19 protein-coding genes are annotated in these 21241 nt (G+C 39.9%); 7 read left to right on the top strand and 12 right to left on the bottom strand.

Annotated elements, in window-relative coordinates; genetic code table 11:
* Nucleotides 1-119 precede the first annotated feature (119 nt).
* The 3 genes from astE to seqA all read right to left on the bottom strand — a co-directional run bounded on the left by astE (nt 120) and on the right by seqA (nt 3486).
* A complete protein-coding gene (gene astE, locus AC27JR_RS08680; RefSeq protein WP_487173342.1) occupies nt 120-1172 on the bottom strand; it encodes a succinylglutamate desuccinylase in 1053 nt (350 codons plus the stop codon).
* A gap of 82 nt (nt 1173-1254) precedes the next feature.
* Nucleotides 1255-2892: a phosphoglucomutase (alpha-D-glucose-1,6-bisphosphate-dependent) gene (gene pgm / locus AC27JR_RS08675; protein WP_487173341.1), complete on the bottom strand. Its 1638-nt coding sequence runs from the start codon at nt 2890-2892 to the stop codon at nt 1255-1257.
* A gap of 9 nt (nt 2893-2901) precedes the next feature.
* Nucleotides 2902-3486: a replication initiation negative regulator SeqA gene (gene seqA, locus AC27JR_RS08670; protein ID WP_010390110.1), complete on the bottom strand. Its 585-nt coding sequence runs from the start codon at nt 3484-3486 to the stop codon at nt 2902-2904.
* A gap of 484 nt (nt 3487-3970) precedes the next feature.
* Here seqA and AC27JR_RS08665 point away from each other — a divergent pair, with 484 nt between their 5' ends.
* The 5 genes from AC27JR_RS08665 to fur all read left to right on the top strand — a co-directional run bounded on the left by AC27JR_RS08665 (nt 3971) and on the right by fur (nt 6503).
* A complete protein-coding gene (locus tag AC27JR_RS08665) occupies nt 3971-4738 on the top strand; it encodes an alpha/beta fold hydrolase (RefSeq protein WP_487173340.1) in 768 nt (255 codons plus the stop codon).
* Between the two features lie 95 nt (nt 4739-4833).
* Nucleotides 4834-5055, top strand: coding sequence for a DUF2788 domain-containing protein (locus AC27JR_RS08660; protein WP_008113777.1), 222 nt, complete (start codon nt 4834-4836; stop codon nt 5053-5055).
* Nucleotides 5056-5057: 2 nt separating this feature from the next.
* The gene (gene ybfE / locus AC27JR_RS08655; RefSeq protein WP_008113775.1) at nt 5058-5336 is read left to right on the top strand and encodes a LexA regulated protein; all 279 of its coding nucleotides are present in this window, start codon (nt 5058-5060) and stop codon (nt 5334-5336) included.
* A 13-nt stretch (nt 5337-5349) separates the two neighbouring features.
* Nucleotides 5350-5877 carry a flavodoxin FldA gene (gene fldA / locus AC27JR_RS08650; RefSeq protein ID WP_008113772.1) on the top strand — a complete coding sequence of 176 codons (528 nt, stop codon included), beginning with the start codon at nt 5350-5352 and terminating at the stop codon, nt 5875-5877.
* 182 nt (nt 5878-6059) lie between these two features.
* Nucleotides 6060-6503 carry a ferric iron uptake transcriptional regulator gene (fur, locus tag AC27JR_RS08645; RefSeq protein WP_008113768.1) on the top strand — a complete coding sequence of 148 codons (444 nt, stop codon included), beginning with the start codon at nt 6060-6062 and terminating at the stop codon, nt 6501-6503.
* Nucleotides 6504-6567: 64 nt separating this feature from the next.
* On the opposite strand, the gene glnS is transcribed toward fur, so the two are convergent.
* Nucleotides 6568-8232 carry a glutamine--tRNA ligase gene (gene glnS, locus AC27JR_RS08640; RefSeq protein ID WP_008112102.1) on the bottom strand — a complete coding sequence of 555 codons (1665 nt, stop codon included), beginning with the start codon at nt 8230-8232 and terminating at the stop codon, nt 6568-6570.
* A 215-nt stretch (nt 8233-8447) separates the two neighbouring features.
* Here glnS and AC27JR_RS08635 point away from each other — a divergent pair, with 215 nt between their 5' ends.
* Entirely contained in the window at nt 8448-9518 is a 1071-nt protein-coding gene (locus tag AC27JR_RS08635) for a DUF3083 family protein (RefSeq protein WP_487173339.1), read from the top strand.
* Between the two features lie 78 nt (nt 9519-9596).
* Here the strand turns inward: AC27JR_RS08635 and sucD are convergent, their stop codons facing one another.
* From sucD to sdhC, 8 genes are all read right to left on the bottom strand, one after another.
* The gene (gene sucD / locus AC27JR_RS08630; RefSeq protein WP_010390118.1) at nt 9597-10469 is read right to left on the bottom strand and encodes a succinate--CoA ligase subunit alpha; all 873 of its coding nucleotides are present in this window, start codon (nt 10467-10469) and stop codon (nt 9597-9599) included.
* The gene (gene sucC / locus AC27JR_RS08625) at nt 10469-11635 is read right to left on the bottom strand and encodes an ADP-forming succinate--CoA ligase subunit beta (RefSeq protein WP_008464053.1); all 1167 of its coding nucleotides are present in this window, start codon (nt 11633-11635) and stop codon (nt 10469-10471) included. Before sucC ends, sucD begins: the two co-directional genes overlap by 1 nt.
* Before the next feature lie 176 nt (nt 11636-11811).
* The gene (odhB, locus tag AC27JR_RS08620; RefSeq protein ID WP_487173338.1) at nt 11812-13332 is read right to left on the bottom strand and encodes a 2-oxoglutarate dehydrogenase complex dihydrolipoyllysine-residue succinyltransferase; all 1521 of its coding nucleotides are present in this window, start codon (nt 13330-13332) and stop codon (nt 11812-11814) included.
* A gap of 3 nt (nt 13333-13335) precedes the next feature.
* Complete coding sequence (sucA, locus tag AC27JR_RS08615; RefSeq protein ID WP_008112092.1) at nt 13336-16155, bottom strand: 2-oxoglutarate dehydrogenase E1 component; 2820 nt, start codon at nt 16153-16155, stop codon at nt 13336-13338.
* A gap of 86 nt (nt 16156-16241) precedes the next feature.
* Nucleotides 16242-16958 carry a succinate dehydrogenase iron-sulfur subunit gene (locus AC27JR_RS08610; protein ID WP_008112091.1) on the bottom strand — a complete coding sequence of 239 codons (717 nt, stop codon included), beginning with the start codon at nt 16956-16958 and terminating at the stop codon, nt 16242-16244.
* Between the two features lie 10 nt (nt 16959-16968).
* The gene (gene sdhA, locus AC27JR_RS08605; RefSeq protein WP_487173337.1) at nt 16969-18741 is read right to left on the bottom strand and encodes a succinate dehydrogenase flavoprotein subunit; all 1773 of its coding nucleotides are present in this window, start codon (nt 18739-18741) and stop codon (nt 16969-16971) included.
* Nucleotides 18742-19089: a succinate dehydrogenase, hydrophobic membrane anchor protein gene (gene sdhD / locus AC27JR_RS08600; protein ID WP_372858823.1), complete on the bottom strand. Its 348-nt coding sequence runs from the start codon at nt 19087-19089 to the stop codon at nt 18742-18744.
* On the bottom strand, nt 19080-19457 hold the full coding sequence (gene sdhC, locus AC27JR_RS08595) for a succinate dehydrogenase, cytochrome b556 subunit (protein ID WP_010390126.1): 378 nt from the start codon (nt 19455-19457) through the stop codon (nt 19080-19082). Before sdhC ends, sdhD begins: the two co-directional genes overlap by 10 nt.
* A gap of 406 nt (nt 19458-19863) precedes the next feature.
* Between sdhC and AC27JR_RS08590 the strand changes: the two genes are divergently transcribed.
* Nucleotides 19864-21150, top strand: coding sequence for a citrate synthase (locus AC27JR_RS08590; RefSeq protein WP_008112082.1), 1287 nt, complete (start codon nt 19864-19866; stop codon nt 21148-21150).
* Nucleotides 21151-21241: the final 91 nt, after the last annotated feature.

Raw genomic sequence — 21241 nt, 5'->3', positions numbered from 1 at the left:
AACTGTGACCAAACAAAAGTAAATATTGAGCAAAAAACTGGCAAGTTAACTATACATATAATTAACCACTTATTAATCAGTTGGTTAAACTTTCATAACAAGTGGTCTGATGTGTTGAATTAGCTAAAACGACTATCCACCTGCATAGGCACAACCGTTAATAGTGCACGTTGTCCAATAGCAACTTGTGCGTTAGGAAAAATAATCGCTTCCCCTTCTACGTCCGCATAAATTGCATTATCACCATCAGTTGCTAAAAGCTCACCCTTTGCAAAGCCTGTAAAGTTCTCGGCATCATCAGAAAACGGGAAGCTAAAGTTTTGCTCTGTGCGGTTAATTGTGCGATGAACAGAAAACAACTCAAAGTCACTTGCATTAAATTTAGGGTATTCCACTTCTTTTTGACTAATTAATGCAGTTAATGTTTGCTTGGTTTTTACAAAGCGCGACATGTCGTTTTCACCAAAGGGTTTTACTTGCCCAAGCTCAACGGTAAACGAATCAGCCCCATGCACACACGATGAATAGTAGCTAAACGTGGTAGCGGGTGATTTCATCATTAATACCGTATTAACTCCGCAACTCAATAAAAACTGCAGTTGCGACTTTTTCCAAGGCTTGCCATGTAAAAATGGGTAAACAGCAAACTTCTCATTTTTAGAACCACGAATAGCGGTATGTAAATCATAATGACAGCGATACGTGTCCTGCTCTGAGCGTGCATAAAAATCGCTAACGTACTGTTCAAGTTTTGCAGCACGAATACGTTCGTCGTTCATCGCGATGCCATCTACAGTGTGGTGCCCATTAAATAAACGATTTAAGTTTTCTTCTACAAAGCGTTTACCAATATTAATTGACTGAGGGTTACCAAAAATAAATAAAACCCGTTGTTGTAATTCAAGTTTTCCACTAATAATGTGTTTAATCAGTTCATCGCAAATTTCTATAGGGGCTGTCTCATTGCCATGAATTGCACTTGAAAGCACCACATTCTTTGACGTTATACAATCAGGCTCAAATTCAATTACACCGGTATCATGCACGGTTACTTGCGTATTATTATTAAGAGTAAATTGGCCTGCATCCAAATGCCATTCATGGTTTCGAGAAAGCGTTAAAAAATCACCATCATGTTTTAATTGATTAATATATTCTGAAGTGGCTGACATCACTATAAAGCCCTTTTTGTTTTATAAATTGTAGATACAAAAACGGCTGAATAAATCAGCCGTTTTTAATTTTAATTGCAGATTAGCTAATTACTGAATCAACCAGTTTTTTAGCTTCTTTTTCTAATAAGGCTAAATGCTCTTCGCCTTTAAATGATTCTAGATATATTTTATATATATCTTCAGTACCTGACGGACGAGCAGCAAACCAGCCACTTTCAGTTACTACTTTTAATCCACCAATTGCCGCATTATTACCTGGCGCATGAGTAAGTTTTTGTAAAATGGCTTCACCCGCTAAGGTATCGGCTTTTACGTCATTTGCACTGAGCGCTTTTAATCGTGATTTTTGCTCAGGCGTTGCCGGCGCATCTAAACGTTTATAAAGTGGTGCACCAAATTCTTGCTCTAGTTCTTTATATAACGTAGACGGTGTTTTACCTGTAACTGCAAGAATTTCAGCGGCAAGAAGCCCCATGATAAAGCCATCTTTATCTGTACACCAAACGCTGCCATCAAAACGTAAAAAAGCAGCACCAGCACTTTCTTCACCACCAAAAGCCAATTTACCTTTATTTAACCCCTCAACAAACCATTTAAAACCAACCGGCACTTCTTTAACTTTACGGTTATTACGCTCAGTGACTTTATCAATCATTGAGCTAGAAACGAGGGTTTTACCAATTTCAACACCGGCATCCCAGTCACGATGCGTTAGTAAATAATCAATGGCTACTGCTAAAAAGTGATTTGGATTCATTAATCCGTCTGGTGTTACTATGCCATGGCGGTCATAATCAGGGTCATTACCTATCGATAAATCAAAATCATCTTTAAGGGCAATTAAATTCGCCATTGAATAAGGCGATGAGCAATCCATACGAATTTTGCCATCTTTATCCAGCGGCATAAATGCAAAACGCGGATCAACACTGTCATTCACAACGGTTAAATCTAGATTATATTTTTTAGCAATCACTGGCCAAAAGTTAATGCCTGAACCACCTAATGGATCGATACCAATTTTAATACCTGCATCACTAATCGCTTTTAAGTTAACAATGTTTTCTAGATCATTAATGTACGGTGTCATTAAATCTTCATAGCGGATAAAACCAGAACGCGACGCTTTAGCAAATGGAAACAGTTCTACTTCAACTAGGTCTTCGAGTAAAAGCTGATTGGCTCTATCTTCAATCCATTTTGTTACATCTGTATCTGCAGGACCGCCGTTAGGTGGGTTGTATTTAAAACCGCCATCTTCCGGTGGATTATGAGACGGAGTAACAACAATACCATCGGCTAATTCATTTGGGTGATTTTTATTATAACTAACAATAGCGTGGCTAATTACCGGCGTTGGTGTGAAGTCGCCATTTTCTTGAGTGATCACTTGCACTTCGTTAGCAACCAGCACTTCTATCGCTGAGTTAAAGGCGGCTTCGCTTAATGCGTGGGTGTCTTTACCCAAAAATAATGGGCCAAATATATCGTTTTGCTTTCTGTAATCACAAATAGCTTGGGTGATTGATAATATGTGGGATTCATTAAATTTCACATCATATGCACAACCACGATGCCCTGAGGTGCCAAAGGCAACACAATGCTCAGGGTTTTGCTCTAGATCAGGCTCATTTAAATAATACGCAGACACTAACTTTGGTACATTCACTAAAACCGATTGTGGTGCAGTTTTGCCTGCACCGGAATGAATTGCCATGGTATTTCCTTAAAGATAATCACGAATTTTTTCAGCTTGCTCATTGCTATAGCCCAAGCTAAGTGCAACTTCATGCAGCATCATTTTTTTACGTGTAGTATTTGAATTAGTCATCACCCAATATTCACTATCGGTGATGTTTTTAGGGTTCATACTACTACCGCTATTGACTAAGTCTTCTTTACTGGTCGCAAAATAAACACGATCGCGGCCTTTGATATCAAGCACTGCTGAAAAGTCAGTTTTGTGCGTTCGGTAAAATGCACTTAATATAAATAAGAAACGACCAACAACACCTTTTTGCATTGCCAGCTCTTCTTTATTTAAAATATTAAATACGTTCGCATTCTTTTTATTTACCGGCGGTTTCGCCACAGAGGCTGGCTGTTCAACGGCAGCAACTTGTTGTTCTTCAGATGGATTAGACACACTAACAGTTTCATTTTTATGATCAGTGTCTGATTTTGTAGTGTGAATTTTTTCGCCGCTGAGATTTAATAAACGACGTAAAATAGTCGATGCACTTTCACCAATACTCTGGGTATTGCTAGCAATGTACTGATATAACTCGTCGTCTATGTCGATTTGTTTCATGTTCTTCCTGTCATTACGGGTCACATTTTTCTTTCGATATGATTATACCCAAATCACCTCAAGATGCGAGTTTCAGTTGGAATTAAAAGCGATTTAGGCAAGGCATTGATTACAAACAATAGTCATTCTATTGCTAAAATCAATAACGCAGTATAAATCTCTTTTAAACCAACCCTCTGGGCGTTTCACAGGAACTTACTCTCATCGTTGTTAATTTTTAAAAGGGATTGCCATTGTTGCAAACTAACGCCTTGATATTAAGCCCCGGTGAAACGCTGAATTCTGTATCTTGTGATGGATTGGGTATATACCCAATCCAGTTAGAAATGCGAGTTACAACCCACGCTACCCTAAACATATAATTAATAATGACCAAATAATCAGAGAGCTAGGTATTTTGCATCCAGCGTTTAAATAATATCTGTATTTTTTGCTTTTTTAGTTAATGCTCGGCAAACTATGCGCAAAATTATGGGAGACGTTTATGCAATTAAATTACAAACAAATTGGTCAAGGTCCTGATGTTGTTTTGATCCATGGACTGTTTGGCTCATTAGAAAACCTTAATGTGATTGCAAAACCATTAAGTGAACACTTTTGCGTAACCAATGTCGATTTACGTAACCACGGCCTTTCTCCACACAGTGATGAAATGGATTACCTAGCCATGGCCAATGACATTGTGGAATTAATGGCGAAATTGAAAATACAAAAAGCCCACCTTGTAGGGCATTCCATGGGCGGTAAAGTGGCTATGCAAGTTGCATTAACCCATAGTGAATTGGTCGATAAGTTAGTGGTACTTGATATTGCCCCAGTTAGCTACCCGGCTCGTCATACCCAAATCATTGAGGCATTAAATACAGTAAAAAATGCAGATATTAGTGATAGAAAGCAAGCTGATTTAGTAATGCAACCGTATATAGAAGAGTTAGGTGTACGTCAATTTTTACTAAAGAGTTTATATAAAAATGATGCAGGGAAATTTGTATGGCGATTCAATTTATCAGTGCTTGATAATAAATATTCGACAATTACCGACAACATTAATGCAAATAATTCTTGTTTATGCGAAACTCTGTTTATTAAAGGTAATGACTCTGACTACATATTAGCTGAGCACCGTGAAGCAATTAATTCGCTGTTTAAAAATGTAAGTGCAAAAATCATCCATGGTGCGGGTCATTGGTTACATGCCCAAAAACCACAGGCTGTAAACAAAGCAATCAATGATTTTTTAACTGCAGTTTAATGTTATTTTTGTGGCGTGTTTTTGATTTATCACACTAAATAATTAAAGATTTATGTGCTATAGTACGCGCCGTTTAATTTAAAGGTTATACGTCGATGGTCAGTCAGTTTATTAACGAATTTGATACCTTAGGGTTGTATTTTGGCTTAGCAGGTATTTTTATTTTTATCGGCTTGGCAATTAAAGACGTACTGAAAAGCGGCAATGTGCCTAAATTTGGTCGTTATATTGTGTGGCTGGTACTTTTTTTAGGTTGCTCTGGCTTTATTGCCAAAGGACTTATTCAGGTATTTTGGCAAGGTGCGGGTGTAGGTTAAGCATGGCCAAGTCAGAAACAGATAGAACAACGCTTGATTTATTTGAATACGAGAAACGTCCAGGTAGACCGAAAACCAATCCCCTTCCACGGGATATGCAGTTAAAGGTCAATAAACGTAATCAAATAAAAAGAGATAAAGCACGTGGCTTAAAGCGTGTTGAATTTAAAGTTTCGTCACAGCTGTATCAGGCTTTGAGTGATATGGCAGATGCACAAAATATTAGCCGTAGTGCGTTGATCGAAACAATTTTACAAGAAAGATTGGCTATTGATAGATAAAAGGTTTAAATCCATGGCAAGTGTAGGCATTTTTTTCGGAAGTGATACAGGTAACACAGAACACGTAGCAAAAATGATCCAAAAAGAATTGGGTAAAAAGCTCGTTGCTGTGCATGACATTGCAAAAAGCTCTAAAGAAGAGATAGCTGAATTTGATCTGATCTTATTCGGCATTCCAACTTGGTACTATGGCGAAGCGCAGTGTGATTGGGATGACTTTTTTCCTGAGCTTGAAGAAGTAAGCTTTGAAGGTAAGCTAGTGGCTATTTTTGGCTGTGGCGACCAAGAAGACTATGCAGAATACTTCTTAGATGCAATGGGTATGATCAACGATATCGTAACAGAGCGTGGTGCTATTGTTGTTGGTCATTGGCCAACAGACAGCTATGATTTTGAAGCATCAAAAGGTATGGCGGATGACAAGCACTTTGTAGGCTTAGGTATTGATGAAGACCGTCAGCCGGAACTAACAGAGCAACGCGTTAAACAATGGTGTGCTCAAGTATATGATGAAATGTGCTTAAGTGAGTTAGCAGATTAATCCCCCCTTTTTTATGCTAACTGTTTAAAATATTATCAAACAGTTAGCATTTTCCGCGTTAATATTGATATAGATCAATTGTTCTTTGCACTTCCTGCTAAGGCACGTTATCCTAACTGTTATTGTGACGAGTACATCTTGCAAGATGTCTAGTATAACTAAATAAAATTGAGACAGATTTAATGACTGATCATAACTTGGAACTTAAAAAAGCCGGGCTAAAGGTAACTTTACCGCGTATTAAAATTTTAGAGATTCTTCAATCTCCAGATAACCAACACATAAGCGCTGAAGATGTTTACAAGGTTTTATTAGATCTAGGCGAAGAAATTGGTCTTGCGACTGTTTACCGTGTTTTAAACCAATTTGATGATGCGGGTATTGTAAGTCGTCATCATTTTGAAGGTGGTAAGTCTGTATTTGAACTTTCTGGTAGTACTCACCATGATCATTTAGTATGTTTAAAATGTGGCAAAGTTGTTGAGTTTGAAGATGACTTAATTGAACGTCGTCAACTCGAGATTGCTGATGAAAACGGTATTAAGTTAACTAACCACTCTCTTTACCTGTACGGCGAGTGTGAAGATAAAGACGCATGTAAGGCGTTTGCACAAAACAATAGTTAATATTATTAATTGCATAAAAAAACCTGCTTTAAGCAGGTTTTTTTGTATCTAAAATAGAGCAGAATTACTTCTGTTCTATTTTAGCCCATGAGTCACGCAGACCTACAGTTTGGTTAAATACCACGTTCTCTGACTTAGTATCACGTGAAAAATAGCCGGTACGCTCAAACTGGAAACCTTGCGCAGGCTGTGAATTTGCCAATGAAGGTTCTAGTTTTGCATTAGTAATAACAACTAATGACTCTGGGTTTAATGTGCTTTCAAAATCTTCTGCTGCTGCAGGATTAGGCACACTAAACAGACGGTCATATAAACGTACTTCTGCTGTTACCGATTCTGGTGCAGATACCCAATGGATCACCCCTTTTACTTTACGCCCATCGCTTGGGTTTTTGCCCAATGTTTCAGGATCGTAAGTACAGTAAATAGTGGTAATTTCACCGTTATCATCTTTTTCAACACGTTCGGCTTTAATTACATAAGCACCACGTAAGCGTACTTCTTTATCAAGTACTAAACGTTTGAATTTATTGTTTGCTTCTTCGCGGAAATCTTCACGTTCAATAAAAATTTCACGGGTAAAAGGCACATCACGGCGACCCATTTCTTCTTTATTTGGGTGATTAGCAACAGACAATGTTTCAACGGTGTCGGCTTGATAATTCTCAATCACGATTTTAACCGGATCAAGTACAGCCATCGCACGCGGTGCATTTTCGTTTAAGTCATCACGGATACACGCTTCAAGCATACCCATTTCAACCATATTTTCTTGTTTAGTAATACCAATACGTAAGCAAAATTCACGAATTGAAGCCGGTGTATAACCACGACGACGAAGACCCGCAATCGTTGGCATACGTGGGTCATCCCACCCTTCTACCTTATTATTTACCACTAAGTCATTAAGCTTTCGCTTTGACATAATAGTGTATTCAAGGTTTAAGCGTGAAAACTCAATTTGCTGAGGGTGACATTCAAGGCTGATGTTATCAAGTACCCAGTCGTAGAGACGACGGTTGTCTTGGAACTCTAATGTACATAATGAATGTGTTATGCCTTCAAGGGCATCAGAAATACAATGCGTGAAGTCGTACATTGGGTAAATGCACCACTTATCCGCTGTTTGGTGATGATGTGCAAAACGAACGCGGTAAATAATTGGATCGCGCAACACCATAAATGAGCTGGCCATATCAATTTTAGCACGGAGAACACATTCACCCTCTTTGAATTCGCCGTTGCGCATTTTTTCAAATAATGCGAGGTTTTCTTCAACCGAGGTATCGCGATAAGGACTATTTTTACCTGGCTCTTTTAATGTGCCACGGTATTCACGTGCTTGATCGGCTGTTAAAAAACACACATACGCTAAACCTTTTTCAATTAGCTCAACTGCATAGCCGTAAAGCACATCAAAATAGTTTGACGAATATTTAATCTCACCATCCCAATTAAACCCTAACCACTGTACGTCTTCTTTAATTGAATTAACGTAGTTAATATCTTCTTTTTCTGGGTTTGTATCGTCAAAACGAAGGTTACATAAACCGTTATAGTCTTTGGCGATACCAAAATTTAGGCAAATTGATTTTGCATGGCCAATATGTAAAAAGCCATTTGGTTCTGGTGGAAAACGGGTATGCGTTGTAGCATGTTTTCCACTTGCTAAATCTTCATCAATTCGGGTTCTAATAAAGTTACTTGGGCGATTCTCGATTTCCGCCATAGGAGTATAAACCTCTGTATATTGCGTGATAACAAAACTAATGCATTATTACAAAAACCAAGCGTAACATACAGTAATAGATACGGGTTTATGCTGGTAATTAACAAAGTTTGTTTAATAAGGGATAGTTTATGAACAAAATTTGTTTTAGCGCAATATTTAAGTCATCAAAGCATTCTATAGTATAAAATAAACCCAACTTACAGGAACGAAAGATGGCTTCATTAAATCAACACCGTGTTTATATCCCAAGCAATGCTAGAGCAAACCATTATTTATTAGCTGAAATCACGCCAAACGATGACTTTTATAAGAGCTTTAGTAATATAAATTCGTGTTATCAGCGTATTGCTCGCCAACTATTTGCCGCTTGTGATGAATATGAACTTCACAATGTGCATTTACTCGCCAATGATAAACTACCGGTCGTGCGATTTCATGATGAGTCTTATCAACTTGAAACCGATAAGCAAATGTTATTTTTTTATAATCCTCGTTACCATGAAGCACATAAACTTCATTACACAGAAGATCAGCAAAGCAAAAAGATTCGCTTACTGTTTTTAGCCACTGGGGATGATATTCGTGCTCACTCCGCACAATTTCATAACAATGTACAAAAAGTATTGGATCTTTTACAACAGCAATTATTTGTAGACCAACCTAGCTTTAAATTACGTGATCATCAGCATTTAACCTATGATTTATTCGCTAAAGAAAAAGGCAATAAAGAAAGTTACGGTTATAAATTAAGAAGTTTGTACCCTCGTTATCAATCAAGACAATGCGAGATACCAAGCACACATGCAGAAATGACCTATGTTACCTTTTCGGTACCGGTAACACGTAATATTAAAACGCAGTTTCAGAGCGAGGTTAACAGCCAAACTTACCAGCCATTCTACTCTCACTTTTCAAAACTATTTACCCAGTTATGTGAAGATAATAAACTCACCCACGCTGCGATGGTTGCTAATGGGGCAATGCCAATAATTCGCAACAGCCAAGTAGATCGAAATGAGGGAAATGAAGAGCTACAAAAAATTAGTTTTGATATAGAAGATTCAGCGCCACAAATGAAAGTATTTTTTGAAGCCGATAAATTAGTCGAAACACTGCATTTTGTAATTGTGGCAGCTGAGCATAATAAACATGAAATTGGCTATGGTCGCTTTATGAACCAAGTAGAAAAAACTATTCATGGCTTATGTGATGAGTTAGCAATTAATAAACAACGCCAAGATTTAGCTGTACGCTTTTTTCAACATATAAGTTACCCGTTTTAAAATATAGGGCTATATGCTCTTTCTATAAATAACAAAAAGGCTCGCAATTGCGAGCCTTTTTTAAAGAATAAACGCTGATTACCAGCCTGTTTTTTCTTTAAGTGCTTTACCGATATCAGCCAGTGAACGTACAGTTTTTACGCCCGCAGCTTCTAATGCAGCAAATTTCTCGTCAGCAGTACCTTTACCACCAGCGATGATTGCGCCAGCGTGACCCATACGCTTACCTTCTGGTGCAGTAACACCAGCAATGTAAGAAACAACAGGTTTAGTTACGTTAGCTTTGATGTACTCTGCAGCTTCTTCTTCTGCAGTACCACCAATTTCACCAATCATTACGATTGCTTCAGTTTGTGGATCTTTTTCGAACAATTCTAGAACGTCGATAAAGTTAGTACCTGGAATTGGATCACCACCAATACCAACACAAGAAGACTGACCAAAACCAGCGTCTGTAGTTTGCTTAACTGCTTCGTACGTTAAAGTACCAGAGCGAGAAACAATACCTACTTTACCAGGCTTGTGGATGTGACCAGGCATGATACCAATCTTAGTCTCACCAGGAGTGATAACACCTGGACAGTTAGGACCGATCATACGAGTACCTGTTTGATCTAGTTTAACTTTAACGTCAACCATATCAAGTGTAGGAATACCTTCAGTGATACAAACAATTAGCTCGATACCTGCATCGATAGCTTCTAAGATTGCATCTTTACAGAAAGGTGCTGGTACGTAGATCACAGATGCAGTTGCACCTGTTGCTTCTACAGCGTCACGTACTGTGTTAAATACTGGAAGACCAAGGTGCGTTTGACCGCCTTTACCTGGGCTTACACCACCAACCATTTGTGTACCGTACTCAAGCGCTTGCTCTGAGTGGAAAGTACCTTGACCACCAGTGAAACCTTGACAGATAACTTTTGTATCTTTATTGATTAATACAGACATTATTTGCCCTCCGCAGCAGCAACAACTTTTTCAGCCGCGTCTGTTAATGATTCAGCAGCGATGATGTTAAGATCAGACTTAGCAAGTACTTCACGGCCTAATTCAGCATTAGTACCTTCTAAACGTACAACTACTGGAACTGTTACACCTACTTCTTTAACTGCACCAATGATGCCTTCAGCAATCATGTCACAACGAACGATTCCGCCGAAGATGTTAACTAAAACAGCTTTAACGTTGTCATCTGAAAGGATGATTTTGAATGCTTCAGAAACACGTTCTTTAGTCGCGCCGCCACCAACATCTAGGAAGTTAGCTGGCTTGCCACCGTGTAGGTTTACGATGTCCATAGTACCCATTGCTAGGCCTGCACCGTTAACCATACAACCTACGTTACCATCTAGGGCTACGTAGTTAAGCTCGAAGCTTGCTGCGTGAGCTTCACGTGCATCTTCTTGAGATGGATCGTGCATTTCACGGATTTTAGGTTGACGGTAAAGTGCATTACCATCGATACCGATTTTACCATCTAGACAGTGAAGGTTACCTTCATCTGTGATTACTAGTGGGTTGATTTCAAGTAATGCGAAATCGAAATCGTTGAACATGTTGCCAAGACCCATAAAGATCTTAACGAACTGCTTCATTTGTGTAGGGTTAAGACCCAATTTAAAACCAAGCTCACGAGCTTGGTAAGCTTGAGGACCTACTAAAGGATCAATCTCAGCTTTGTGGATAAGTTCTGGTGTTTCTTCAGCAACCGTTTCAATTTCAACGCCGCCTTCAGTAGACGCCATGAACACAACTTTACGAGAAGCACGGTCAACAACAGCACCTAGGTACAGTTCGTTAGCGATGTCTGTACAGCTTTCTACTAAAATTTTAGCAACTGGCTGGCCTTTCTCGTCTGTTTGGTAAGTAACTAGGTTTTTACCTAACCAGTTAGCTGCAAACGCTTTAACTTCGTCGATAGTTTTAACTAGCTTTACACCGCCAGCTTTACCACGTCCACCTGCGTGAACCTGAGTTTTAACAACCCACATATCGCCGCCAATTTTTTCAGCAGCTGCTGCAGCTTCTTCAGGTGTATCGCAAGCGAAACCTTGAGAAACTGGTAAACCATATTCGGCAAAAAGTTGTTTTGCCTGATACTCATGCAAATTCATGATGCTTTATCCAATTTTTTATATTAAAAGAGCTGAATATTTATGCAAATAAACAACTATCCCAAATTGCGCGCCTAGTATAGATCTCATGGCGCTTCATGAAAACCCCAGTGTGACCATAGGCGCAAAAAAAAAGCTGTGATTTTAACTCACAGCTTATATTTTATACTACTTAATTAAACATCCAGCAGTAAACGTGTTGGATCTTCTAGTAACTCTTTAATTGTCACTAGGAAACCAACTGATTCTTTACCATCGATTTGGCGATGATCATAAGATAACGCTAAATACATCATAGGTAAGATTTCAACTTTACCATTAACAGCCATAGGACGATCTTGGATTTTGTGCATACCTAAGATTGAAGACTGTGGTAAGTTAATGATTGGTGTTGATAGTAATGAACCGAATACACCACCGTTAGTAATAGTGAAATTACCACCAGTCATATCGTCAAGTGTTAGCTTGCCATCACGACCTTTAAGCGCTAGTTCACGAATACCTTTTTCGATTTCTGCAACTGATAATTTGTCACAGTCTTTAAGTACTGGCGTTACTAGACCACGTGGCGTAGAAACAGCAATACTGATGTCGAAATAGTTGTGGTAAACAATATCATCGCCATCAATTGATGCGTTTACATCTGGGAAACGCTTTAATGCTTCAGTTACCGCTTTCACGTAGAAAGACATGAAACCTAAACGGATACCATGGCGCTTCTCAAATACTTCTTGGTACTGCTTACGAAGATCCATAATTGGCTTCATGTTAACTTCGTTAAACGTAGTTAACATAGCTGTTGAATTTTTCGCTTCAAGAAGACGATTAGCAATGGTTTTACGTAATCGTGTCATAGGCACACGTTTTTGAGAACGGTCACCCATTGGTGCAGCTGGTGCAGCTTCTGCTTTCTTAGCTGATTGTGCAGGTGCTTTTAAGAAAGTGTCGACATCTTCTTTAGTTACACGGCCATTCTTACCAGTACCCTTGATTTTAGAAGCATCAAGGCCTTTCTCAGCAATTAAACGACGAACTGACGGTGTTAACACATCTGAACTGTCGCTTGAGCTTTCTTCTTTGGCTGCTGGTGCATCCGCTTTAGCTTCTGATTTAGCTGGAGCAGCACCTGCTTTTACTTTACCAATAACTTGCTCACCAAGAACAGTATCGCCTTCGTCATGGATTATTTCACCCATTACGCCGTCTGCTTGGGCAACAACTTCAAGTACAACTTTATCTGTTTCAATATCTACCAAGTTTTGGTCGCGTGTTACGGCGTCGCCTGGTTGAACATGCCAAGTAGCAATTGTTGCATCTGCAACTGATTCTGGAAGTACAGGTACTTTAATATCCACTTCTTTACCTTCTGATGCTGGTGCTGATTGCGCCGCTGGCGCGTCTTCTGATTTATCTGATGCTGAGTCATCTTCTTTTGACTCTTTAGTTGCCGGTGCTTCATCTGCATCGCCAATTAAACCGATCACTTGGTCGCCAAGTACCGTAGCACCTTCTTCTTGTGAAATTTCAGTGATTACACCATCATTTTGTGCAACCACTTCTAAAACCACTTTGTCTGTTTCAATATCTACTAAGTTTTGGTCACGGCTTACTTTGTCGCCAACACTTACATGCCATGTAGCAACGGAAGCATCTGCAACCGACTCAGGAAGAACAGGAACTTTAATTTCTGTGCTCATTGCTTATCCTTTCTTTTCTATAGTAAGCGCGTCGGCAACGAGCGCTTGTTGTTCTTTAGTATGTACCGACATATAACCACATGCAGGTGATGCTGAAGCTTTACGACCAGCATATTTTAATTTTGCATCTTGTGGAATTGCATCAATAAAGTGATGTTGAGAACAATACCAAGCGCCTTGGTTTTGTGGCTCTTCCTGACACCATACAAAATCTTTAACATGCTGATAACGTTCAATAATCGTCTTCATTTCGTCATGTGGGAACGGGTATAGCTGTTCAACACGAACAATAGCAATGTTGTCTTGCTCAAGCTTACGACGCTCTTGTAATAATTCGTAGTAAACTTTACCACTACAAAATACAACGCGTTCTACTTTCTTCGCATCAATATCATCAATTTCATCGATCACATTGTGGAATACCCCCTCAGAAAGCTCTTCAAGTGAAGATGTAGCTAATGGATGACGTAGCAATGATTTTGGCGTCATAACGATCAGTGGACGACGAAGAGGTCTTACCGATTGACGACGAAGCATTGCATAAACTTGTGCCGGTGTTGATGGTACACACACTTGCATATTATGATCAGCACAAAGCTGTAAAAAGCGCTCAAGACGCGCGGAGCTATGCTCAGGACCTTGGCCTTCATAACCATGTGGCAATAAACACGTTAGGCCACATAGACGGCCCCACTTTTGCTCGCCTGAACTTAAGAACTGGTCGAATACAACCTGTGCACCATTGGCGAAATCACCAAATTGTGCTTCCCACAGAACAAGTGAAGTCGGCTCTGCAGTTGCATAACCATATTCAAATGCTAATACCGCTTCTTCAGATAAAACCGAATCAAATACTTCAAATGTACCTTGATCTTCACTGATGTTTTGTAGCGGCAAGTACGTTGCACCGTCTTTTTGGCCATGAACAACGGCATGGCGATGGAAGAAGGTACCACGGCCAGAATCTTGACCTGTTAGGCGAATATCAGTGCCTTCAGCAGCAATAGTTGCATACGCTAAAGTTTCTGCCATACCCCAATCAAGTGGTTTTTCACCGGCTGCCATTGCTTTACGATCATCGTATATTTTCTTAACACGTGACTGTGCTTTGTGATCTTCAGGGTAACTTGCAACAATGTTACCAAGTTCTTTAAGCTTTTCTACAGAAACAGATGCATCGTAGTCAACATTCCAATCATGACCAACGTACTTAGCCCAATCAGAAGAGTGTGACGTTTCTGGTTGAATTTCTTCAACCACACAGTTGCCATCATCTAAGCCATTACGGTAATCATCAGCAAGTGCTTTCACTTCATCTTCTGTAAAAGAACCTTCCGAAATTAACTGATCTGCATAGATTAAGCGAGGAACTGGGTGTTTTTTAATTTTTTGATACATAACAGGCTGCGTAGCATTTGGCTCATCAGCTTCGTTATGACCATGGCGACGATAACAAACAAGGTCAATCACTACGTCACGCTTAAACTGGTTTCTAAAATCAAGCGCTAATTGCGTAACAAACGCAACCGCTTCAGGATCATCAGAGTTTACGTGGAAAATTGGTGACTGGACCATTTTTGCAATATCAGTACAGTAATCAGTAGAGCGAACATCATCTTGTTTGCTTGTTGTAAAACCAACTTGGTTATTAACAACGATACGAATACTGCCACCACAACTAAATGCATTAGTTTGTGATAAGTTAAACGTTTCTTGTACAACACCCTGACCTGCTATTGCAGAGTCGCCGTGAATAGTAATAGGAAGTGCTTTGCTGCCCGTTTTATCGTTTAGACGATCAAGACGTGCGCGTACAGACCCCATTACCACAGGATTTACGATTTCTAAGTGCGATGGATTAAACGCAAGTGCCATATGCACATTGCCGCCTTTAGTCGCGAAATCTGAAGAGTAACCCATGTGATACTTAACATCACCCGAGCTTAATGTGTCTTTGTGTTTACCAGCAAACTCATCAAATAACTCTGATGGATTTTTACCGAGCACGTTCACAAGTACATTTAAACGACCACGGTGAGCCATGCCGATTACGGCTTCTTTTTGGCCACTTTCACCCGCGCGGTGTATAAGCTCTTTAAGCATAGGTACTAACGCATCACCACCTTCAAGTGAGAAACGCTTAGCACCCGGGAACTTAGCCCCTAAATATTTTTCAAGACCATCAGCCGCTGTTAATCCTTTTAGGATACGTAGCTTTTCATTTTTATCGAATTTTGGCCTAGACTGAACAGACTCTAAACGCTGTTGTAACCAACGTTTCTCTTCTGTTGATGTGATGTGCATATACTCGGCGCCAATAGAACCACAATATGTAGTTTTTAGTGCTTGGTATAACTCACCTAAAGGCATAGTATCGCGGCCTACGGCAAACGATCCTACGTTAAATTCGCGGTCAAAGTCAGCATTTGATAAGTCGTGGTACTCTAGCTCTAAATCTCGTACACGCTCTCGTTGCCAAATACCTAATGGATCTAGGTTCGCATTTTGGTGTCCACGAAAACGGAAAGCATTAATAAGTTGCAGAACTTTAACCTGTTTAAGGTCACCGCCGCTGCCCTCTGCTACCACTACTTCTCTATGCTTGTTTTTAGCAAGCGCCGCAAATTGTGAACGAACTTCTGAATGTTTTACTTCAACATCCACACCATCTACTTTTGGTAATTGTTCGAACACTTCTCGCCATTCTTCTGGCACCGAAGTCGCATCGTCTAAATACGCTTCATAAAGCTCTTCAACATAAGCAACGTTACCGCCGTTTAAATGTGAAGATTCTAGCCATGCCTTCATCACACCTTCGTGCATTTATAAGCCCTTTTTTTTAGCGCAGAAATTAATAGTTATATAACAAGATGGCTAATAAATATTAGCCATCTTTCGTCTACCAGAAATTAAACCGAGCGGTTTAATAACATAGATTTTATTTGCCCAATTGCTTTAGTCGGGTTAAGACCCTTAGGACAAACGCTAACACAGTTCATGATACTGTGGCAACGGAACACACTGAATGCATCGTCTAAGTCGGCTAAACGCTCTTCTGTTGCAGTATCTCGGCTATCAGCTAAGAAACGGTAAGCATGAAGAAGGCCTGCTGGACCTATAAACTTATCTGGATTCCACCAGAAAGAAGGACACGATGTAGAACAACATGCACATAAAATACACTCATAAAGCCCATCTAATTTATCACGCTCTTCAATAGATTGAAGACGTTCGCCTGCAGCAGGCTCGTCATTAATTAAATAAGGTTTTACTTTTTCGTATTGAGTGTAGAACTGACTCATGTCAATAACAAGGTCACGGACAACAGGAAGTCCAGGTAATGGACGTACTACGATTTTACCTTTGCCATTTTTTTGTAGCGTAGATAAAGGAGTAATACATGCTAACCCATTCTTACCATTCATGTTTACACCGTCTGAACCACACACACCTTCACGGCATGAACGACGGAATGATAAAGTTGGATCTTGCTCTTTTAATAATAAAAGTGCATCCAATACCATCATGTCTTGGCCTTCCTCAGTTTGCAAAGTGTAGTCTTGCATACGAGGTGCGTTGTCAACATCTGGATTGTAACGATAAACTGAAAATTGTACTTGTGCCATCGTCTCGCTCCTAGTAGGTACGTGCTTTAGGTGGGAAAGCTTCACGTAGCTTAGGCTCGTAGTTTACTTTACGCTTGCTCATTTCATCCGTTACCGGATTAAATACAGAGTGACATAACCAGTTTTCGTCATCACGATCTGGGAAGTCAAAGCGAGAGTGTGCGCCACGGCTTTCAGTACGGAAGTTTGCAGCTACTGCAGTTGAGTAAGCTGTTTCCATTAAGTTGTCTAATTCTAAACATTCAATACGCATGGTGTTGAAGTCTGATGATTTATCATCAAGACGTGCATGCTGTAGACGTTCACGAATTTCTTTAAGCTCAGTAAGACCCGTAGCCATTGAGTCACCTTCACGGAATACCGAGAAGTTAAGCTGCATACACTGTTGTAGGTCTTTCTTGATTTGTACTGGGTCTTCGCCTTGACCAACTGTTGAGCTTTCCCAACGGTTAAATCGAGCTAAAGACACTTCTAAATCAGACTCAGAAGCTGCTTTAGAGATTTCAACGTCATTTAGGTACTTACCTAGGAAGTTACCAGCAGCACGACCAAATACAACTAAATCAAGTAATGAGTTACCACCAAGGCGGTTAGCACCGTGTACAGATACACATGCAATCTCACCAACCGCAAATAAACCTTGAACTACTTTTTCGTTGCCAGCGGCATCGATATTTAGTACTTGACCATTTACGTTAGTAGGTACACCACCCATCATGTAGTGACATGTTGGGATAACTGGAATTGGTTCTTTTGCAGGATCAACGTGAGCAAATGTTTTAGCAAGATCACATACACCAGGAAGGCGTAAGTTAAGCGTTTCTTCGCCTAAGTGGTCAAGTTTCAACTTAAGGTGAGGACCCCAAGGACCATCACAACCACGACCTTCACGAATTTCTGTCATCATTGAACGAGCAACAACGTCACGAGATGCTAAATCTTTAGCATTTGGTGCATAGCGCTCCATGAAGCGTTCGCCATCTTTATTTAAAAGATAACCACCTTCACCACGACAACCTTCAGTTACTAGCGTACCAGCACCTGCGATACCTGTCGGATGGAACTGCCACATTTCCATGTCTTGCATAGAAATACCAGCACGAGTCGCCATACCAACACCGTCACCAGTGTTAATGTGAGCATTAGTTGTTGATGCGAAAATACGACCTGCACCACCAGTAGCTAACACAACTGCTTTTGATTTGAAGAAAGTGATTTCACCTGTTTCAATTTCAATTGCTGTACAACCTACTACATCGCCATTATCGTTTTTAACTAAATCAAGTGCATACCATTCTGAGAACACATTTGTTTTGTTTTTAACGTTTTGTTGATAAAGAAGGTGTAATAATGCGTGACCAGTACGGTCAGCAGCTGCTGCTGTACGTGCAGCTTGTTCACCACCAAAGTTTTTCGATTGACCACCGAAAGGACGTTGGTAAACACGGCCATTTTCAAAACGAGAAAATGGTAAGCCCATGTTTTCTAATTCAGTAATAGCTTCTGGGCCTGTATTACACATGTATTCGATAGCGTCTTGGTCACCGATAAAATCGGAGCCTTTAACGGTATCATACATATGCCATTCCCAGTTATCTTCATGCGAATTACCTAGCGCTACTGTAATACCACCTTGAGCAGATACAGTGTGTGAGCGTGTAGGGAAAACTTTAGAGATTAGCGCACATGTTTTGCCAGATTCAGTAATAGCAAGAGCAGCGCGCATACCTGCACCACCGGCACCAATTACTACGGCATCAAATTCACGAACAGAATATTTCACTTAAACACCCCATAAAACGATTAAACCTACCGCTACGTAAGCAACAGCCATTAGGTTTAGTACAAAGCCTAAAAAAGCACGCAATTTAGCGCCCTTTACATAGTCGGTTAGAACCTGCCAAAGGCCAATACGGGTATGAACCATAATGCAAACGAGGGTGATTAATGTCGCCCCTTTCATTGCTAGGTTAGAGAATAGGCCTGTCCAGGCGTCATATGTGATTTCTGGCATTGCTAAAAAATAGCCGATAATAAAAATTGCATACGCACTGATTATTAATGCCGTTGTGCGTAAAGATACATAATCTTGTACGCCATCACGTTTAAGAGTTGCTTGATTTAAGACCATATCCACACCCCTGCCAATACAGCAAACACAACGCCAAGTGCCATAGCAATTTTAGCGCTAGTGTTGCCTGATTCAAGTTCTTCCCAATGCCCCATGTCCATAATAATGTGACGGATACCACCGATAAGGTGATAACCTAATACAGAAAGGGTGCCCCAAGCTATAAATTTGGCAATGAATCCGTTAAACAGACCCTTGACGAATTCAAAACCTTCAGCTGAAGAAAGAGACTCTGACCAAGCCCAAATGACAAACGTTAAAGCAAAAAATAATGCAACACCGGTGACGCGGTGAAAAATTGAAGCTTTAGCCGTTGCCGGCATAGATATAGTTGTTAGATCTAGATTTACAGGTCTTTGCTTTTTCACAGTTACTTGCCCATCTTGCCCGCAGTGGGGCTCATCTACTTGTTTTTCTAAAACCCACCAAATATTTCTGGTGGAACTATCAAAATAAACGTATTAATACTAATAAAGTTCACTTTTTATGAAAAATATTATGTAAAAAAAAGTTTACCCAAATACTAATTGGTTAAAAACCTCCGATAGTATATATAGCCGGAGACTCTTTTACAATTCTTGTTTACTTTGAGACGTTTGCGAATTAGCCAATGGTATAATATTCAATCTATACCGAATATTTATTATACATATGTGCATAATACTTATAAAAATTGACTTTATACCCCTCTTTCACGTTAAAATGTAAAGATGTGCTTAGAATAGATTTTAGAATATAAAAATCAGAATAGTTATCTTAATAGGAGATACATAGATGGCAGATAAGAAAGCCACAGTCCATATTGATGGGCTAGATCCAATCGAACTTCCAATTTATCAAGGTACTGCTGGCCAAGATGTAATTGATGTACGTACACTCGGCTCACATGGTCACTTTACTTATGACCCAGGTTTCATGTCGACTGGTTCTTGTGAATCTACCATCACTTACATCGATGGTGGTAAAGGTGTTTTATTACACCGCGGTTACCCGATCGAACAGTTAGCAGAGAGCTCTAACTACATTGAGTTATGTTACTTACTTTTAAACGGTGAGTTACCAACTAAAGAGCAATACGATGATTTTGCTACAAAAATCACTCGTAGCACCATGCTAGATGAAAAAATAGCAAACTTCTTCCAAGGTTTCCGTTTTGATGCTCACCCAATGGCAATGCTATGTGGTGTTGTTGGTGCTTTATCTTCTTTTTATCATGAAGATCTTGATATCACTGACGCAGTTCAACGTAAAACAAGCGCTATTAAATTAGTTGCTAAGTTACCAACAATTGCAGCAATGGCATACAAAACAAACATCGGTCAACCGTTTGTATACCCACGCAATGATCTGAGCTATGCAGAAAACTTCTTACACATGATGTTCTCTGTTCCTGCTGAAGAATACAAAGTAAACCCAGTAACAGCTAAAGCAATGGATAAAATCTTTATGCTTCATGCTGACCACGAACAGAATGCTTCAACGTCAACAGTACGTTTAGCAGGTTCTTCTGGTGCTAACCCTTATGCATGTATTGCTGCGGGTATTGCATCTCTTTGGGGCCCTGCTCACGGCGGTGCTAACGAAGCATGTTTAAACATGTTAGAAGAAATTGGTTCAGTTGATCGCATCGACGAATACGTAGCAAAAGCAAAAGATAAAGCGGATCCGTTCCGTCTTATGGGCTTTGGACACCGTGTTTACAAAAACTTCGACCCACGTGCAACCGTAATGCGTCAAACGTGTCATGAAGTATTAGCAGAGCTAAACATTCAAGATCCATTGCTTGATATTGCTATGAAGCTTGAGCAAATTGCACTTGAAGACCCATACTTTGTTGAGAAGAAACTATACCCTAACGTAGATTTCTACTCAGGTATTATCTTAAAAGCGATTGGTATTCCTACTAGCATGTTCACTGTAATTTTTGCAATGGCACGTACTGTAGGTTGGATCTCACACTGGGACGAGATGCTTTCTCAACCTGGCCACAAGATCAGCCGCCCACGTCAGCTTTACACAGGTGAAACAGCCCGTGATTACAAAGCAACTGACAAGCGCTAAGCTTTAAAGTTAGTTTAAAAGGCCGCTTTTGCGGCCTTTTTTATTACACGTTACTTGAGAATTATCTTAAACCGATTACAATTCCTGCCCA

This window comes from Pseudoalteromonas sp. NH0006-26 (assembly GCF_057552415.1).
The sequence above is the reverse complement of the archived record's forward strand: the minus strand, read 5'-3'. Positions and strand labels throughout refer to the sequence as shown.

Coding starts and splice junctions, on each gene's coding strand:
- sdhD (WP_372858823.1), bottom strand. CDS start 19,089: ATGGTCTTAAATCAAGCAACTCTTAAACGTGATGGCGTACAAGATTAT.
- pgm (WP_487173341.1), bottom strand. CDS start 2,892: ATGGCAATTCATTCCGGTGCAGGCAAAACTGCACCACAATCGGTTTTA.
- astE (WP_487173342.1), bottom strand. CDS start 1,172: ATGTCAGCCACTTCAGAATATATTAATCAATTAAAACATGATGGTGAT.
- AC27JR_RS08665 (WP_487173340.1), top strand. CDS start 3,971: ATGCAATTAAATTACAAACAAATTGGTCAAGGTCCTGATGTTGTTTTG.
- glnS (WP_008112102.1), bottom strand. CDS start 8,232: ATGGCGGAAATCGAGAATCGCCCAAGTAACTTTATTAGAACCCGAATT.
- AC27JR_RS08635 (WP_487173339.1), top strand. CDS start 8,448: ATGGCTTCATTAAATCAACACCGTGTTTATATCCCAAGCAATGCTAGA.
- seqA (WP_010390110.1), bottom strand. CDS start 3,486: ATGAAACAAATCGACATAGACGACGAGTTATATCAGTACATTGCTAGC.
- sucC (WP_008464053.1), bottom strand. CDS start 11,635: ATGAATTTGCATGAGTATCAGGCAAAACAACTTTTTGCCGAATATGGT.
- AC27JR_RS08660 (WP_008113777.1), top strand. CDS start 4,834: ATGGTCAGTCAGTTTATTAACGAATTTGATACCTTAGGGTTGTATTTT.
- ybfE (WP_008113775.1), top strand. CDS start 5,058: ATGGCCAAGTCAGAAACAGATAGAACAACGCTTGATTTATTTGAATAC.
- sucD (WP_010390118.1), bottom strand. CDS start 10,469: ATGTCTGTATTAATCAATAAAGATACAAAAGTTATCTGTCAAGGTTTC.
- fldA (WP_008113772.1), top strand. CDS start 5,350: ATGGCAAGTGTAGGCATTTTTTTCGGAAGTGATACAGGTAACACAGAA.
- AC27JR_RS08590 (WP_008112082.1), top strand. CDS start 19,864: ATGGCAGATAAGAAAGCCACAGTCCATATTGATGGGCTAGATCCAATC.
- fur (WP_008113768.1), top strand. CDS start 6,060: ATGACTGATCATAACTTGGAACTTAAAAAAGCCGGGCTAAAGGTAACT.
- AC27JR_RS08610 (WP_008112091.1), bottom strand. CDS start 16,958: ATGGCACAAGTACAATTTTCAGTTTATCGTTACAATCCAGATGTTGAC.
- odhB (WP_487173338.1), bottom strand. CDS start 13,332: ATGAGCACAGAAATTAAAGTTCCTGTTCTTCCTGAGTCGGTTGCAGAT.
- sucA (WP_008112092.1), bottom strand. CDS start 16,155: ATGCACGAAGGTGTGATGAAGGCATGGCTAGAATCTTCACATTTAAAC.